The organism is Massilia sp. YIM B02763, assembly GCF_030412015.1.
In the GTDB taxonomy this organism is placed as follows: Bacteria; Pseudomonadota; Gammaproteobacteria; order Burkholderiales; family Burkholderiaceae_D; genus Telluria.
Window position 1 is genome coordinate 345,051 of sequence record NZ_JASNRD010000002.1, and the last position, 14,620, is coordinate 359,670.

A 14,620-nucleotide genomic window follows, 5' to 3' on the forward strand; every position below is an offset into this window, starting at 1 on the left:
AACATCATGACGACGCATTGGGCCGGATGGATCAATCCGGACCTTGAACGATCGATAACGCGCGGACGCAGAAAATGCGGAAGTCGTGGAGGCTCAGCGGCGCCGGCCGTAGGGAGCGGCCAGCGGCTCGCCGATGAACAATCCCTGGGTCGGCCAGGCCACGCTCTTCCAGTATGCTTCGATTGCGCTATTGCCCTGTACATAGTGCTTGAGCAGCACGGTGGGATTGGGGAATTTTTGCCAGTGGTTGCAGGGTTCGCTCACCGTGCCGTAGCTGGCCGTGGCGCCCGCCTCCAGCCAGCGCAGGCTGCTCATCTGCGAGTTGCCCAGCAGGTCGCCGCCCAGCGAGGTCAGGTGGTCGGCCAGCGCGCCCGGCACGAAGCCGAGCGTGTCGAGTTTGTCCACTTCGGCCATGCCGGTCTCGTAGATGACGATGTCCTTGGCGTCTTCCAGCACGTCGGCCTGCATCGTCTTCGTCGCCAGCTGGCGCGCCGCGATGCGGCCCGGCGGCGGGAAGAAGCCGGCGCGCGAATTGCGCGCCTTTTCCGAGGTCTGCAGGAAATAGGCGGTGGCCGGCACGATCTTGAAGCCGGCTCCCGTCCCCCGGTCGATCAGGGCCTTGGCCTGCTCCACCGATTCGGTCGGCAGCAGCATCGACAGGCGCATGTGCAGGTCCGTGTACGGGCGCGGCGTGGTCGCGTTGAAGTAGGGGCTGGGCCGGCCGGGGGCGCAGGTGCGCGTGCACTGGTCAGGGTCGAAGCCGAGGGTATAGGCGCCCGTGATCGCGTTGCAGGAAACCTTGTAGGGCGCCGTCCACACCATCAGCACGGCCTGCACCTCCGGCTTCAGCTGTCCGTCGATCTCTTCCTTGAGGGCCTGGAAGCGCGATTCGCTGATCTCGCGCGGCTTGCCGGGAATGTGCACGTGGACGACGTTGGCCGCCGGAATGCCGCGCCGCTTGCGGTAGTACTCGCCGATCTGGACACTGTTCGGCTCGGCATCGTTGATGACGATGGCCAGCTGCTCGGGCTGCAGCCGCGGCGCACTGGAGAACTGGGCGCGGGCCGGCAGCGCGCACGCCAGCAGGAGGCTGACAAGAATGGGCAGGAGGAATCTCGGCATCGATGTCGTCGGTCGTGGTCAGGAACGGAAAACGGGAGCGCCATGCTCCCGTTCATCATGCCACAGTTGAAAGATGTGCAACTTATGCCAGGCTTATGCGGCGCCGGTGCGGCGGCGCGCACGCTTGCGGCCCATCAGCGCCAGCACGCCCATGCCGGCGATCAGCATGGCCGTTTCGCCGGGTTCCGGAACGGGCGAGATCGCGAACACTTCCATGCCGTCGATGTGCAGCGCCATGCCGTTCGTGCTGCGGTCGACGATGCTCTTGCCTTCGTCCAGCGGATTGCCGTAGCTGGTCTGCCAGGACAGCGCCGTGTCCAGGTCGGCCGTGACGACGAGGTCGGGGCCGACGCCGAACATCGGGCCCACGCCGGTGGCGTTGAAGGTCTGGTACTGGCCCTGGCTGGGCAGCACGTAGGTGGACAGGATCTGGCGATACACGGCCGGCTCGGTGAAGTTGAACAGGAAGGCGGTGCGCTGCCAGTCGCGCTCGGTTTCGTTCCAGCCGCCGGACGACGACCAGCTCTGCGGGTTGTAGCCGCCGACCAGGAAGCTGTCGCCGCCGGAATTGGTGACTTCGAGCAGCGTGAAGGTGGCGCCCTGCCCGTCCGCCGCCGCGTGGAAGTCGGCCGACGTGTCGCCGGCATGGAGCGTGTACACATTGTTCAGGTTGAACTCGCCGGCGCCCAGCCAGCGTTCCAGCTGGGCGTGCTTGCCTGCGTCCAGCAGGTCGGAGCCGCCGACGATGTCGCCAGCGCTGGCGGTGCCGCCGATGCCGGCCAGCGCGAGTGCCAGGCCGCCCGCCGCAATGATCTTCTTCATGGGTTTTCCTCCCAGGGTAATCGTCGAGCCATTGTATGACGGGCGTCACGACGGCTTCGCACTGTAGACTGGGGGAAACTGCCGAGTAAAAAGACATCGCCCCCGCGCAGGCAGGGGCCCAATTGCTCGCCCATGCGGGCGAACTTGGGCCCTGCCTGCGCAGGGGCGACGGTGAAACGTGCTCCAGTGATCAAGCGCGCTGGTAGACGTCCTCGAAGCGCACGATGTCGTCCTCGCCCAGGTAGCTGCCCGATTGCACCTCGATCAGGTGCAGCGGCAGCTTGCCCGGGTTTTCCAGGCGGTGCGTGGTGCCCAGCGGGATGTAGGTCGACTCGTTCTCGGCCAGCAGCACGACCTTGTCGCCGCAGGTGACGCGCGCGGTGCCCGACACGACGATCCAGTGCTCGGCGCGGTGGTGGTGCATCTGCAGCGACAGCTTCTCGCCCGGCTTGACGGTGATGCGCTTGACCTGGAAACGGTCGCCCGCGTCGATGCCTTCGTAGCAGCCCCACGGACGGTACACCTTGGTGTGATGCAGGTGCTCGGTACGTTCCTGGCCCTTCAGGTGCTCGACGATGTTCTTGACGCGCTGGACCTGGTCCTTGTGCGCCACGAGCACGGCGTCGTTGGTTTCCACGACCACCAGGTCCTGCACGCCGACCACGGCCACGATGCGGCTCTCGGCGCGCACCAGCGTGTTGCTGGTGTTGTCCAGGTAGACGTCGCCGCGCTGCGCGTTGCCGTTGGCGTCGCGCTCCTGCACGTCGGCCAGCGCCGACCAGGAACCGACATCGCTCCAGCCGATGTCGGACGCCACGACCACGCCGTCGCGGGTGTGTTCCATGACGGCATAGTCGATCGAGTCGGACGGGCTGGCGGCGAACGCCGCTTCGTCGAGGCGGCAGAAGTCGAGGTCGCGGTAGGCGTCCTGCACGGCCGAGGCGGCCGCCTTGGCGATGTCAGGCGCATGCGCCTCGATCTCGGCCAGGAAGCGGTCGGCGCGGAACATGAACATGCCGCTGTTCCAGTAGAAGCCGCCGTCGGCGACGAAGCCGGCCGCCGTGTCGCGGTCCGGCTTCTCGACGAAGCGCTCGATCTTGAAGCAGTCGTCGCAGCCCGGCAGCGGCTCGCCGCGGCGGATGTAGCCGTAGCCCGTCTCCGGTGCGCTCGGGACGATGCCGAAGGTGGCCAGCGAGCCGCCTTCGACGAGGCGCGCGGCGCGTTCGACGGCCAGGCGGAACGCCTCGTTCTTCTCGATGACGTGGTCGGCCGGCAGCACCAGCATGATCGCGTCCGGATCCTGCGCCTTCAGGAACGCGGCGGCCGCTGCCACGGCCGGGGCCGTGTTGCGGCCGGCCGGCTCGAGCATGATGCCGTGCGGCGTGATGCCCACGTCGCGCAGCTGCTCGGCCACCAGGAAGCGGTGCTCGTTACCGCACACCACCAGCGGCGCCATCACTCCCGGCCAGCCGCGCACCCGCAGCGCGGTCTCCTGCAGCATGGTCTTGTCGGTGACCAGGGGCAGCAATTGCTTCGGCATTACCGCGCGCGAAAGCGGCCACAGGCGGGTACCGGCGCCGCCGGAGAGGATGACTGGATAGATCTTCATGCACTGGCTTTCTCTAATGTGGTTTCTGTCTCTTCGGCGCCGTCCTTGCGGCGGCTGCGTCGGCGGTCGCGGGCGTTGACCCATTCGTCGGAGGTGTACTCGGACGCGTGCTTCATCTCGCCCGCGCGGTTGATGCCGTAATCCTTGAAGACAATCATTTCATGCAAGGTAACATCATTCAGCACGCGAGTATATTCGAAAAGCACGCTGCGGACGACTTCCGCGCCTTCGCAGATATGGCTGCCGTGGCCGATCCAGGTCGGGCCGATGATCGTCGAGCCGGCCTCGATCTTGACGCCCGAACCGATGTACACCGGCCCCTTGATCGTGGTGCCGTTCCAGTCGATGCTGGTGTTCAGGCCCGTCCACAGGCCCGGCTCGATCTGGATGCCCGGCACGTCCATGTGGTTCACTTCGCCGGTCAGCACGTTCTGCAGCACTTCCCAGTAGTCGGTCACGCTGCCGATGTCGAGCCAGTTGAACGGGCGGCCCTGGGCGTAGAACGGCATGCCCTTCTCGGCCAGCAGCGGGAACAGCTGCGAGCCGATGTCGAATTCCACGCCCGACGGGATCAGGTCGATCACTTCCGGCTCGAAGATGTAGATGCCGGTGCTGATGAAGTTCGACAGCGCTTCTTCCTGCTTCGGCTTTTCCTGGAACTGGGTGATGCGGCCGTCCTTGTCGGTGACCACCACGCCGTAGCTGGACACCTTGTCCCACGGCACTTCCTTGGTGATGACGGTGGCCATCGCGCCCGTGCGGCGGTGCTCGAGCAGCGCGGCTTTCAGGTCGAGGTCGATCAGCGCGTCGCCGCACAGGACGATGGTGGTGTCGTCGAAGAAGCCGCCGAATTCCTGGATCTTCTTCATGCCGCCGGCCGAGCCGATCGGCACCGCCACGACCTCGCCGTCTTCCTTCGTATAGCCTTCGAAGGAATAGCCGATCTGCACGCCGAACTGCTCGCCTTCGCCGAAGTATTCCTCGATCTTCTCGTGCAGGTGGCTCACGTTGACCATGATCTCGGTAATGCCGTGCTTGCGCAGGTGTTCGATCAGGTAGGCCATGACGGGCTTGCCCAGTACGGGGATCATGGGTTTCGGCAGGTCGTAGGTCAGCGGACGTACGCGGGTACCTTTGCCTGCTGCAAGAATCATCGCTTTCATTGGTGTGTCCTTAACTTGAGCTTATTTTGACGTAGTTTGGTAGCGCCAGGAATCTGCGCACATTTGCGCGATGTCACGCTGGGCCGTCCAACCGAGTTCCTCGCGGGCACGGGTAGGATCGGCATAGCACTTGGCGATGTCGCCCGGACGGCGGTCGACGATCTGGTAGGCAATCTTCTTGCCGCATGCCTTCTCGAAGGCATGCACCATTTCCAGCACACTGTTGCCGTTGCCGGTGCCGAGGTTGTAGGTGAGCAGGCCGGCGCCCTGTGCCAGCTTGTCCAGCGTCCTGACGTGGCCGATGGCCAGGTCGACGACGTGGATGTAGTCGCGCATGCCGGTACCGTCCGGGGTCGGATAGTCGCCGCCGAACACGGACAGCTTCTCGCGCTGGCCATTGGCGACCTGGGCGATGTAGGGCACCAGGTTGTTGGGGATGCCGTTCGGCTCCTCGCCGATCAGGCCGCTTTCATGCGCGCCGACCGGGTTGAAATAGCGCAGCAGTGCGATGCGCCAGTCCGGCTCGGCCTTGATCAGGTCGCGCAGGATGTCTTCGATCATCAGCTTGCTGCGGCCATAGGGATTGGTGGCCGACAGCGGGAAATCCTCCTTGATCGGCACCGAGGCCGGATCGCCGTACACGGTGGCGGAGGACGAGAACACCAGGGTCTTGCAGCCGAACTTGGCCATCGTCTCGAACAGCGCGACGCTGCCGTAGACGTTGTTGTCGTAGTAGCGCAGCGGCTGCGCCACGGATTCGCCGACCGCCTTCAGGCCGGCGAAGTGGATCACCGCATCGATCTTGTGGGCGCCGAACACGGCTTCCATGGCCGCGCGGTCGCGGATGTCGCCTTCCACGAAGTCGAACGGCTTGCCGGTGATGCGCTGCACGCGCTCCTGCACCGAACGGTTGGCGTTGGACAGGTTGTCGAACGCCACCACCTCGTGACCCGCGTTCTGCAGTTCCACCACCGTGTGGGAACCGATATAACCCATGCCGCCAGTAACCAGAATTTTCATAGTGCGTCTTTCTTGTTTGATGATGGTTGCTCGCCATGCCGCGGGGACTGGCGGGTCGTTCGTGTTGTCGTCGGCGGCCGCGGCCGCCATCCCTGGTTTCTCGTTTCCGTCGTTTTCCTATGCGGAGCGGCGCTGCCGCTTCGTCAGTGCCTCCTTGATGAACAGGCCGACGAAGGCCATGTCCTCGATGAAGTAGCGGCGGAACATGCGGCGCGGCTCCTGCAGGAAGCGATAGAACCACTCCAGGCCCGAGCGCTGCATCCACACGGGCGCGCGCTTGACGTGGCCGATCGCCACGTCGAAGGTGCCGCCCACGCCCATCGCGAACGGGATCTGCATGTCGGCCTGGTAGCGGCCGAGGAACTGCTCCTTCTTCGGCGAGCTGATCGCCACGAACAGCAGGTCCGGCCTGGCCGCGCGGATCTGCTCGACCACGGCCGCCTCTTCCGCCTCACCCTTCCAGTAGCCGTTGCGGTAGCCGGCCAGCACCAGCCGCGGATACTTGCGCTGGTAGGTGCTCGCCACCTTGCTCACCACTTCCTCTTTCGCGCCGAGCAGGAACACGCGCCAGCCCTTCTCGCCGGCACGCTGCATCAGCGCCTCGAACAGGTCGACGCCGGCCACGCGCTCCTTGAGCGGCTTGCCCAGCAGGCGCGAGGCCCACACGACCGGCATGCCGTCGACATTGACGAGCGCGCACTCGTTGATGATACGTCGCAGTTCCGGATCCCGGCTTGCTTTAACCAGCTTGTCGACATTGACCACCACGTGCTGATGGGGCCTACCGCTATGGATGAAGCCCTCGACAGTCTGCAACGTTTCTTCCATCGACAAGTTGTCGATGCTACATCCCATCAGTGTGATGCGTTCGCTCATATCGCCTCTCGTTCATTGACCGTCGAGTCCCCTCGCGAGGATCCCGACGATGCGTTCCGCCGCGCGGCCGTCCCACAGGTGCGGCCGGCGGCCCAGTTTGCCCTCGCCGCGCAAGACCTTGCGCGTCTCGAGGAGGATGGCGGCAGGATCGGTGCCGGCCAGTACGTTCGAACCTTCGTCCACGGTCACCGGGCGTTCGGTGTTCTCGCGGACGGTAATGCAGGGCACGCCCAGTGCCGTCGTTTCTTCCTGCAGGCCGCCGCTGTCGGTCAGCACCACGGCGGCGTCCTTCCACAGGTTGAGGAAGGCCATGTAGGCTTGCGGGCCCGCCAGCGTGATGTTCGGGCCCAGGTCGATGCCGAATTTCTCGACATTGGCGCGGGTGCGCGGGTGCACGGGGAAGATCAGCGGCAGGTCGGCGGCGATCTCCTTGAGCGCGCCGGCGATGCGGGTGAAGGTCTCGGGGTCGTCGACGTTGCTGGGACGGTGCAGCGTCACCACGCCGTAGCGCCGGCCTTCCTGCTGCGCCTTCCAGGCGCTCGTCTCGAAGGCCGTGGTGTCCGCATGGGACAGCTTGTCGGCCTGGTACAGCACGTTGTCGACCATGACGTGGCCGACGTAGTGGATCGCCGCTTCCGGCTTGCCTTCGCGGCGCAGGTGCTCCACGGCCGACGGTTCCGTCACGAAGAACCAGTCCGAGATGCTGTCCGTGACGAGGCGGTTGATTTCCTCCGGCATCGCCATGTCGCCCGAGCGCAGGCCGGCCTCGACGTGGGCGACGGGAATGTTCAGCTTCTTGGCGACGATCGAGCAGGCCAGCGTCGAATTCACGTCGCCCACCACCAGCACGGCGGCCGGGCGCTCGTTCTGGCACAGCTCCTCGAAGCCCAGCATGATCTTGGCCGTCTGCTGGGCGTGGCTGCCGCCGCCCGCCGCCATGAACACGTCCGGTTGCGGAATGCCCAGTTCCTCGAAGAACACGTCATTCATCTCGCGGTCGTAGTGCTGGCCCGTATGGATGATCTTGTAGGTCAAGGCATCCTGGGCCTGCAGCGCACGCACGATGGGCGCGATCTTCATGAAGTTCGGACGGGCACCGGCAACCAGATAGATAAGCATAAGTACAACTTTCCCTAGCGATAATTATTAAAAAAACGTTATTGTAAACCTGCACTCGATCGGGACGGCGGACGATACGGTGCTGATCTTGAGCACGTCGCATGGCTGGCGCGATTCGTAGCAGCGCGAATACCAGCCGAGCGGTGGATTCTCGTGGGCGCGCACCAGTTCCAGCTTGAGGTCGGCGCCGTGGGCATGCATCTGCAGCGCGAAGCGCTTGCCGCGCACGTGCAGGCCGGAACTGTTCAGGCGCGCATCCAGGCCGGGGGCGAAATGCCAGAAGAGTTCGACCTGGTGCTGTTTCTTAGCTGAAACTTCGTCGCGCACCGTCAGCGTCGAGGTGGCGGCGTCGAAGCGCACGCTGCGCATGTGGCGCACGGGATCGGCCAGGCGCTCGTAGCCGTCGTGGGCGCCGCGGAAGTCGAATTCGTGCGGCGACTGCGGCATGCGCTCGATGCTGGCGCGCGCCTTCTTCAGCCACATGAAGCGGCCGCCCGACACCGACTGGTCGAGCCCGTCGATGCGCAGCGTATTGTGGGCCGAAGTGCCGCGGAAATAGTCGCGCCACTTGTGGTCCTGCCAGTAGGAATAGGTGCCCGGATCGACCAGGCATTCCTCGCCGCCGACCGACAGGGTCAGGGCCAGGGCGTCGGCATGGCCGTGGGCGGCGATGCCCAGGTAGCCCAGCGGGCCGCAATCGACCATGCCCTTGATCTCGTCGGCTTCGCCGAAATGCGAACCGAACAGCAGGTAGCCGCCGTCCGGGAACGACCAGCCCGTCTCGGATTCGTGCGGGTCGGCCTCGGGACGCTTGCCCGGCAGCGCATGCAGCAGCCAGCGCACGCCCGGGTGCGAGGGCTGCTGGCGGTGCAGCACGGCGTCGCCCAGCGCCAGCAGTTGCGCGGCGCGGTCGCTTCCCGCCTCGTCCAGGCGGAACACGATGCCGTCGTCGGCGTCGCCCACCATCGGCACGTTGCCGCCGACGTCGCGCACGGAGCGCAGGAAGCGCAGCGCGCGCGACAGGCTGGTCCAGTAGGCGCGCGAGAACGGCTGGTCGCAGGCCTGGCCCACGAGGCCGGCCACGAACAGGAATTCGCTCGAGAAGACGTGGTAGGCGAAGGCTTGCTCGCGGTTCACGCCGTCGCGCGAGAACTGGGCCTGGGCCTCGTGCTCGAGTTCGCGGCGTGCCTGCTCCAGCCAGGCGCCTGACGCCTTCCAGCACGGCCAGATCGAGGCGCCCACGTACAGGCCGGCCAGTTCGCCGATCAGGTGGTTGTTGGCCGAGGAATGGCGCGACAGGTGGCGCGCGATCGCGCTGCAATGGGCGTGGATCGATTCCAGCCAGTCGGCGCGCAGGCGCTGGCCGTCTTCGCCGGCGAACAGGCCGCTCCCCTCTCCGCCGACCAGTTGCCACACGAGACCCCAGTTGATCAGGCGGATGCCCAGTTCCAGCGAGCTGGTCCAGTTGGGGCCGACCAGCGGCGGGCACTGGTCGAGCCAGCTGCGCAGCTGGTGGTGCAGCGCGTGCAGCCAGGCCACGTCGCCCGTCGTGGCCCAGGCCTGGGCCAGGCGCACGAGGTGCAGGTGGCGGTTCAGTTCCCACACGTGCTTGATGTCGCCGACCAGTTCGCGGTTGGTGATGGCGATGTCGCCCGCATAGATCGCGGGGCCGACGACGCCGCTGTCCGGGTCGCGGTTCCACACGGGCGGCATGCCGACGTCGAAACGGCGGTTGGCGAACAGCACGACGTGGCCGGCGCAGATGCTGTCCGCATCGGCCAGCAGCGCATCGCGCTCGCCCGTGCCCAGCAGGGGCGCGCCCTGGACGGAAAAGCTGCGCGCGCGCGGCAGCGGCGGCGCCGTGCGCAGGCGCACCCGCTTCGCCATGCCCTTCACGGCCGCCTGCTGGATGCGGTAGCCGACTTCGGCCACCGACATGCAGCGCAGACGATTGACCAGCCACACCATGCCTGTCGCTTCGCTCATCGTTCCGTCCCTGCCAGTTCGCGGTAGATCGCGGACAATTGTCCGCACACCACCTCAGTTGAGTAATGCTGCTCGATGCTGGCGCGCGCCCGCGCCGCCAGCCGTTCGCGCAGGGCGGCGTCGCCCATCAGCGTGGCGAGCGCCGCGGCCAGCGCCGCTTCGTCGCGCGGCGGCACCAGCATGCCGTTGACCTCGTCGCTGCCGTCGCGCAGCGCTTCCGGAATGCCGCCGACGCGCGTCGCCACGACCGCCTTGCCGGCCGCCATCGCTTCCAGCATCGACATGGGCAAGCCCTCGGCATGCGACGGCAGGCAGAACACGCTGGCGCGGGCCAGCTCGGCATCGCGCTGCCGCGGGCCGATCCAGCCGGGCAGCTCGATGCGGTCCTCGATGCCCAGTTCGCGCGCGCGGCGGCGCACGCCGTCCACGTCGCCGCTGCCGCCGAACACCAGGCGCAGCTGCGGAAAGTCGCGCGCCAGCCGGGCGCCGGCGCCGAGCAGCTCGAACACGCCCTTGGCCGCTTCCAGCCGGCCCAGGAACAGGATGCGGCCCGGCTCTTCCAGCGTGCGGTCCACGCGCGCCGGCAGCGGCACCGAGTTCGGCACCACGGCCACCTTGGCCATCGGCGCGAACTCGTGCACGAATTGCGCCCACCCTTCCGACAGCGCGATCACGACCGAGCTGTGTTCCAGCGTGTGGCGGATCCAGCGCCGCATCAAGGGGCCGGATTCCTGCGTGGCGAACGTGCGGAAACCCCCGCCGTGCAGGTGGAAGATGGTCTTGCTGCCGGCCAGGCGCGCGACCAGCAGCACGATGGACTTGCGCAGGAAGCTCGCGTGCGAGGCGGAATGCACGTGCACGACGGCCGGATGCTGGCCGAAGCAGGCGCGCAGCGTGTTCCAGAAGCCGGCCACGGCGCCCCTGGCCTTGGCCAGACGCGGGCCTTCCGCGTGGGTCGCCACGTAGCGCACCGCTTCCCGCTCGAACAGGCCGTGGCCGCGCAGCACGGACACGACGGCGGCCACGCCGCCCCGCCCTTCGAGCGCGGTGCCGACCATCAGGACCCGCAGCGCCGGCGACTTCATGTGCCGGCTCCCGCCGCGGCGCATGGCGGGACCCCGGCGGGCACGCCCGTCGTCCGCCATACCGTCGCTGGCATCGTCGCTTTGCACAAGGTGAACACGCTGGACAATTGGATTAATAAATATGCAATATTTCGATCGTACATCATACTTTCACGGACCCGCGCACGCTTCACCGTCCGCCCGCCCCGGCGCCGTCGGCGATGGCAATGAATTCGAACTTGCCGTTCGGGCCGCGCGGGATCGCCGCCACGCGCTCGACCCGGACCTGCACGCCGGGCACGCGCAGCAGGAACTTGTCGACCAGGGCCTGGGCATCGGCGTCCGTGAAGCCCTCGGCCACGACGACGCGCAGCACGAACTCGGCATTGCCGCGGTACAGCACCTGGCCTTCGACCAGGTGGCGGTCGTGTCCCTGGAAGATGCGGTCCAGGCGCGCGATGATGCGGCCGTCCGGCAGCGTGACGATTTTTTCCTGGCGTCCGACGATCGCCTTGACGGTCGGGAACACGCGGCCGCAGGCGCAGCGCGCCGCGCCATGCGCGTCGTGCACGAGCACCGTGTCGCCGGTACGGTAGTGCTGCAGCGGCATCGCCGCATTGTTCAGCGTCGTGCCGACCAGCTCGCAGGCGCCGCTGCCGTCCTGGGCATCGAGCAGCGCCACGCCGCTGTAGTCGGTCAGCACGTGGTAGCTGCCCCGCTCGCAGGTACCGATCGCGGCGACCCGCTCGGCCTGGCCGTACCAGTCGTAGACGCGGGTGCCGAACGCCTTCTCGACGGCGGCGCGCACGGCCGGCTCCAGCGTTTCCGACGACGTCATCACGCCCAGCAGCGCGCGGCCCCGGTAGGTCCGCCCGGCCGCGTTCAGCCAGGCGGCGAGCGCCGCGATCGACGAGGGATAGGCGTGGATGACGACGGGATCGAACGCTTCCAGCGCATCGATGTAGCGGCCGATGGTGTCGTTCGACAGGTGGTAGGACGACATCATGAGCATGTTGCCGACCCAGTCGCGGCACCAGTAGACGCCGTCCCGCGGGTGGTCGGCGCAGACGATGTCGCCGCGGATCCAGGCGCGGCGCTGGCCGTGGCGGTAGCCGATCCAGCGCAGCTGGCGGTAGACGAAGCCCTCTTCGCGCACCAGGTTGCCGATCGACTGGACGATGGTCAGCGGCGAGCCGGAGGTGCCGCTGGTCTTGATTGTGGTGCGGATCCAGGAGCCGGGGCCGCGCGGGCGCACCAGACGCTCCGGATGCTGGCGCACGTCGGCCTTGGCGAGAAGCTTGCTGCCTGGCGCCAGGCGCGCCAGCGTCGTCGGATCGGCATCGAGCGCGACGCCGATCTTGCGCGCGCGCCGCTGCGCGTAGCGGGCCAGGGCCTCGGGCGAGCGTTCGTTCGCGACCAGCGCGGGATAGACGAAGGTACGGCCCCAGACATTACGGACCAGTTCGCGGGCGAGCGAGCGCAGCGAGAACTTCAGCGAGTAGGTCCACGTCGACATCTTACGGTGACTCCGTCAGGATTTTCTTATACGTTTTTGCAACATTTCGGCCGAGAATATCATACGTCCGGTGGCTTCTTACGTACGCTGGACCACGTAACGCGAACTCCCGAGCAAGGGCGGGATTATTTAACAATTCGAGCGTGGCGGCGGCGAACGGCCCCGCTTCCATGGGCACGCATAGCCCGGCCCCGCTCTCGTCGACGACGAGTTTCTGGTCGGGAATATCGTTGGCAACGCTGGGGATGCCCAGGGCCAGGTACTCGACCAGCTTGGTCGGCGAGGACACGTCGAACAGCGTGCCGCGCGGGATCGGCGACAGGCCCACCTCGGCGCGCACGGCATAGCCGAGCGCCGTGCGCTGGGGCAGCCAGCCGGTCAGGAGCACGTGGTCGGCGAGGCCGCGCTCGGCGATGGCGCGCCGCATCCAGGCCATTTCGTCGTCCGAGGGGGCGTCGCCGGCGATGACGAGCAGCACGTCGGGCGCCTGGCGGCGCAGCACGTCGGCCACGTCGAGCAGGAAGTCGGAGCGGCGCGACTGGGCGATGCGGCCCAGGTACAGCACCACGCGGCGCCCATCCAGGCGCGCATCGTCGACCGGCGCGATGCGGGCGCGGTCGAACAGCTCGGCATCCACGCCCATCGGCACGGCCGTCATGCGCGCGCGGTCGAAGCCCTTGGCGGCGAGCCAGTCGGCCATCGCGTCGCTCTGCACGAAGATGTGGCGCGCGCCCGGCAGCACGAGGCGGTAGATGGCGACCCGCGATGCCCAGGCGCGCAGCGCATGCGCCGCCCACTTGAGGCGGTTGGCCAGGCCCCGGCGGCGGCGGAACTCGTCGCGCCGCACCTCGAAGCCTTCCACGATGGGGAAGGACATCCAGTACAGGAAGGGCACGCCGCGCACGGCGGCGACGCAGCGCCCCAGCACGCCGCTGGCGATCTTGTCGCGCACCTGGATGCAGTCGGCGCGCCGGCCGCGCGAGGCGCGCAGCAGGCCCAGCAAGTCCCACAGGGGCGAACACACGCTGGCGAAGCGGCTGCGCAGCGACCCCACCACGTGCATGCCGCCGGCCGGCCAGGGCGAAGCGGCGCCGTCGCTGCCGCCCTGCCCCACCAGTTCGGTCGCGACGCCGTAGCGCGGCATCTCGGTGCCGAACAGGGTCAGGACGTCGGCGCGGATCGGCGGGAGCGGGTCGCGGACGACGAAGAGGATGGAATGCGGAAGGATGGAACCCGCATCCGGGGACGCGGCGGTGGCGGACGGTTGGCGCATGGATTCCTTGCAGGATAAACAACGACTGCCGTCGATTCTAGCGCACTCGCCGCAGCGCACAATTGCGCAGCCGTCGCGCGCGTGCAGGCACACGTATTTTGTAATTGCAAGTCGCGCACCATTTTGTATCCTGGATGAAATAATTCTTGAACATTCGGCCGTTACACTCACGCGTTTCGGGCATCCTCGCCATCACACCATGACTTCTACCGCCCAACAACGGCTGCTGCACCTGTCGCTGCAGTTGCAGCAAAGCGCCCTGCCCGTGGCCCAGGCCTACAACGCGCGCCAGGCGGCGCTCGGGCTGGAACAGGTGATGACGGCCGAGCGCCTGTCCTCGCTGGACGGGATCGCCGCCTCGCTCGCCACCATCGCGGCGCTGGAATCCCTCGTCGAGGAGCACAAGGATGCGATCCAGGCCTGGCTGCTGGCCGCCACGCGCCAACTGGCGCGCGCGCTGGAAGACCTGCCGCCGGACGAGCGCGAGACGCAGGCGCGCCAGCTGATGGCGTCGCTGCAGCACCAGCTCGACCACCTGCAGCGCGGCCTGCAGGCGCGCGCGGCGTGGATCGTCGCGGCGCGCACCATCTTCGTGCTGGCGCGGCGCGGACGCGAACAGGCGCCGCACGCCCCGGGACCCGTGTTCGCCAGCGAGGAAGACCTGCTCGAAGCCCAGCGCCAGGGCGAACGCCTGGACGCGGCCGCCGCCGTGCAGCACCGGTTGCTGAAAGAAAGCCTGGAAGGGATCCGCGCCGGGATGGCGCACATGCGGCCGCATTGATGGCATGACCGCCTCCCCGCCGGGCATCCGTTCCCGTAGGGTGGACGGCTTCGCCGTCCACGCGGCGATACGCAACGGCTTCGTCCTGGAGCACGCTCACGGAGCCGCCAACGATCGGCCCGCGGCGGCGCCGTTTTCGAACACGGCCAGGGAGCCGCTATCGATCAGCCCGCGGCGGCGCCATTTTCGAGCACGGCCAGGGAGCCGCCAACGATCAGCGCCCGGCGGCTTCGTTCTCGAGCACGGTCACGGGAACGCCAACGATCACC

At 67.3% G+C, this 14,620-nt stretch carries 12 protein-coding genes; 1 reads left to right on the top strand and 11 read right to left on the bottom strand.

Annotation, left to right across the window (positions count from 1 at the left end; all coding sequences use genetic code 11):
* Window positions 1-93 precede the first annotated feature (93 nt).
* The 11 genes from QPK32_RS05025 to QPK32_RS05075 all read right to left on the bottom strand — a co-directional run bounded on the left by QPK32_RS05025 (window position 94) and on the right by QPK32_RS05075 (window position 13,570).
* Window positions 94-1,122 (bottom strand): TIGR03790 family protein, encoded by a 1,029-nt coding sequence (locus QPK32_RS05025; RefSeq protein ID WP_290411669.1) that lies wholly within the window; start codon window positions 1,120-1,122, stop codon window positions 94-96.
* A gap of 93 nt (window positions 1,123-1,215) precedes the next feature.
* Window positions 1,216-1,944 (bottom strand): PEP_CTERM-anchored TLD domain-containing protein, encoded by a 729-nt coding sequence (locus QPK32_RS05030; RefSeq protein ID WP_290411670.1) that lies wholly within the window; start codon window positions 1,942-1,944, stop codon window positions 1,216-1,218.
* Window positions 1,945-2,134: 190 nt separating this feature from the next.
* Window positions 2,135-3,553: a mannose-1-phosphate guanylyltransferase/mannose-6-phosphate isomerase gene (locus tag QPK32_RS05035; RefSeq protein WP_290411671.1), complete on the bottom strand. Its 1,419-nt coding sequence runs from the start codon at window positions 3,551-3,553 to the stop codon at window positions 2,135-2,137.
* A complete protein-coding gene (locus tag QPK32_RS05040; protein WP_290411672.1) occupies window positions 3,550-4,716 on the bottom strand; it encodes an NDP-sugar synthase in 1,167 nt (388 codons plus the stop codon). The genes QPK32_RS05035 and QPK32_RS05040 overlap by 4 nt, the downstream gene beginning before the upstream one ends.
* Window positions 4,717-4,737: 21 nt before the next feature.
* Window positions 4,738-5,736, bottom strand: a complete 999-nt coding sequence (gene galE / locus QPK32_RS05045) for a UDP-glucose 4-epimerase GalE (RefSeq protein WP_290411673.1) — start codon at window positions 5,734-5,736, stop codon at window positions 4,738-4,740.
* A 117-nt stretch (window positions 5,737-5,853) separates the two neighbouring features.
* Window positions 5,854-6,612, bottom strand: a complete 759-nt coding sequence (locus QPK32_RS05050) for a WecB/TagA/CpsF family glycosyltransferase (RefSeq protein WP_290411674.1) — start codon at window positions 6,610-6,612, stop codon at window positions 5,854-5,856.
* Window positions 6,613-6,624: 12 nt separating this feature from the next.
* Window positions 6,625-7,731 carry a non-hydrolyzing UDP-N-acetylglucosamine 2-epimerase gene (wecB, locus tag QPK32_RS05055; RefSeq protein ID WP_290411675.1) on the bottom strand — a complete coding sequence of 369 codons (1,107 nt, stop codon included), beginning with the start codon at window positions 7,729-7,731 and terminating at the stop codon, window positions 6,625-6,627.
* A gap of 27 nt (window positions 7,732-7,758) precedes the next feature.
* Window positions 7,759-9,717, bottom strand: a complete 1,959-nt coding sequence (locus QPK32_RS05060) for an alginate lyase family protein (protein WP_290411676.1) — start codon at window positions 9,715-9,717, stop codon at window positions 7,759-7,761.
* Window positions 9,714-10,802 carry a glycosyltransferase family 4 protein gene (locus QPK32_RS05065; RefSeq protein ID WP_290411677.1) on the bottom strand — a complete coding sequence of 363 codons (1,089 nt, stop codon included), beginning with the start codon at window positions 10,800-10,802 and terminating at the stop codon, window positions 9,714-9,716. The genes QPK32_RS05060 and QPK32_RS05065 overlap by 4 nt, the downstream gene beginning before the upstream one ends.
* Before the next feature lie 169 nt (window positions 10,803-10,971).
* Window positions 10,972-12,297: a phenylacetate--CoA ligase family protein gene (locus QPK32_RS05070; protein WP_290411678.1), complete on the bottom strand. Its 1,326-nt coding sequence runs from the start codon at window positions 12,295-12,297 to the stop codon at window positions 10,972-10,974.
* A 1-nt stretch (window position 12,298) separates the two neighbouring features.
* A complete protein-coding gene (locus QPK32_RS05075; RefSeq protein WP_290411679.1) occupies window positions 12,299-13,570 on the bottom strand; it encodes a glycosyltransferase in 1,272 nt (423 codons plus the stop codon).
* Between the two features lie 199 nt (window positions 13,571-13,769).
* Between QPK32_RS05075 and QPK32_RS05080 the strand changes: the two genes are divergently transcribed.
* Complete coding sequence (locus QPK32_RS05080; RefSeq protein WP_290411680.1) at window positions 13,770-14,351, top strand: hypothetical protein; 582 nt, start codon at window positions 13,770-13,772, stop codon at window positions 14,349-14,351.
* Window positions 14,352-14,620 lie beyond the last annotated feature (269 nt).

Bases quoted from the DNA above. Each gene is read 5' to 3' on its own strand.
- QPK32_RS05025 (WP_290411669.1), bottom strand. From the start codon at position 1,122: ATGCCGAGATTCCTCCTGCCCATTCTTGTCAGCCTCCTGCTGGCGTGC.
- QPK32_RS05030 (WP_290411670.1), bottom strand. From the start codon at position 1,944: ATGAAGAAGATCATTGCGGCGGGCGGCCTGGCACTCGCGCTGGCCGGC.
- QPK32_RS05035 (WP_290411671.1), bottom strand. From the start codon at position 3,553: ATGAAGATCTATCCAGTCATCCTCTCCGGCGGCGCCGGTACCCGCCTG.
- QPK32_RS05040 (WP_290411672.1), bottom strand. From the start codon at position 4,716: ATGAAAGCGATGATTCTTGCAGCAGGCAAAGGTACCCGCGTACGTCCG.
- galE (WP_290411673.1), bottom strand. From the start codon at position 5,736: ATGAAAATTCTGGTTACTGGCGGCATGGGTTATATCGGTTCCCACACG.
- QPK32_RS05050 (WP_290411674.1), bottom strand. From the start codon at position 6,612: ATGAGCGAACGCATCACACTGATGGGATGTAGCATCGACAACTTGTCG.
- wecB (WP_290411675.1), bottom strand. From the start codon at position 7,731: ATGCTTATCTATCTGGTTGCCGGTGCCCGTCCGAACTTCATGAAGATC.
- QPK32_RS05060 (WP_290411676.1), bottom strand. From the start codon at position 9,717: ATGAGCGAAGCGACAGGCATGGTGTGGCTGGTCAATCGTCTGCGCTGC.
- QPK32_RS05065 (WP_290411677.1), bottom strand. From the start codon at position 10,802: ATGAAGTCGCCGGCGCTGCGGGTCCTGATGGTCGGCACCGCGCTCGAA.
- QPK32_RS05070 (WP_290411678.1), bottom strand. From the start codon at position 12,297: ATGTCGACGTGGACCTACTCGCTGAAGTTCTCGCTGCGCTCGCTCGCC.
- QPK32_RS05075 (WP_290411679.1), bottom strand. From the start codon at position 13,570: ATGCGCCAACCGTCCGCCACCGCCGCGTCCCCGGATGCGGGTTCCATC.
- QPK32_RS05080 (WP_290411680.1), top strand. From the start codon at position 13,770: ATGACTTCTACCGCCCAACAACGGCTGCTGCACCTGTCGCTGCAGTTG.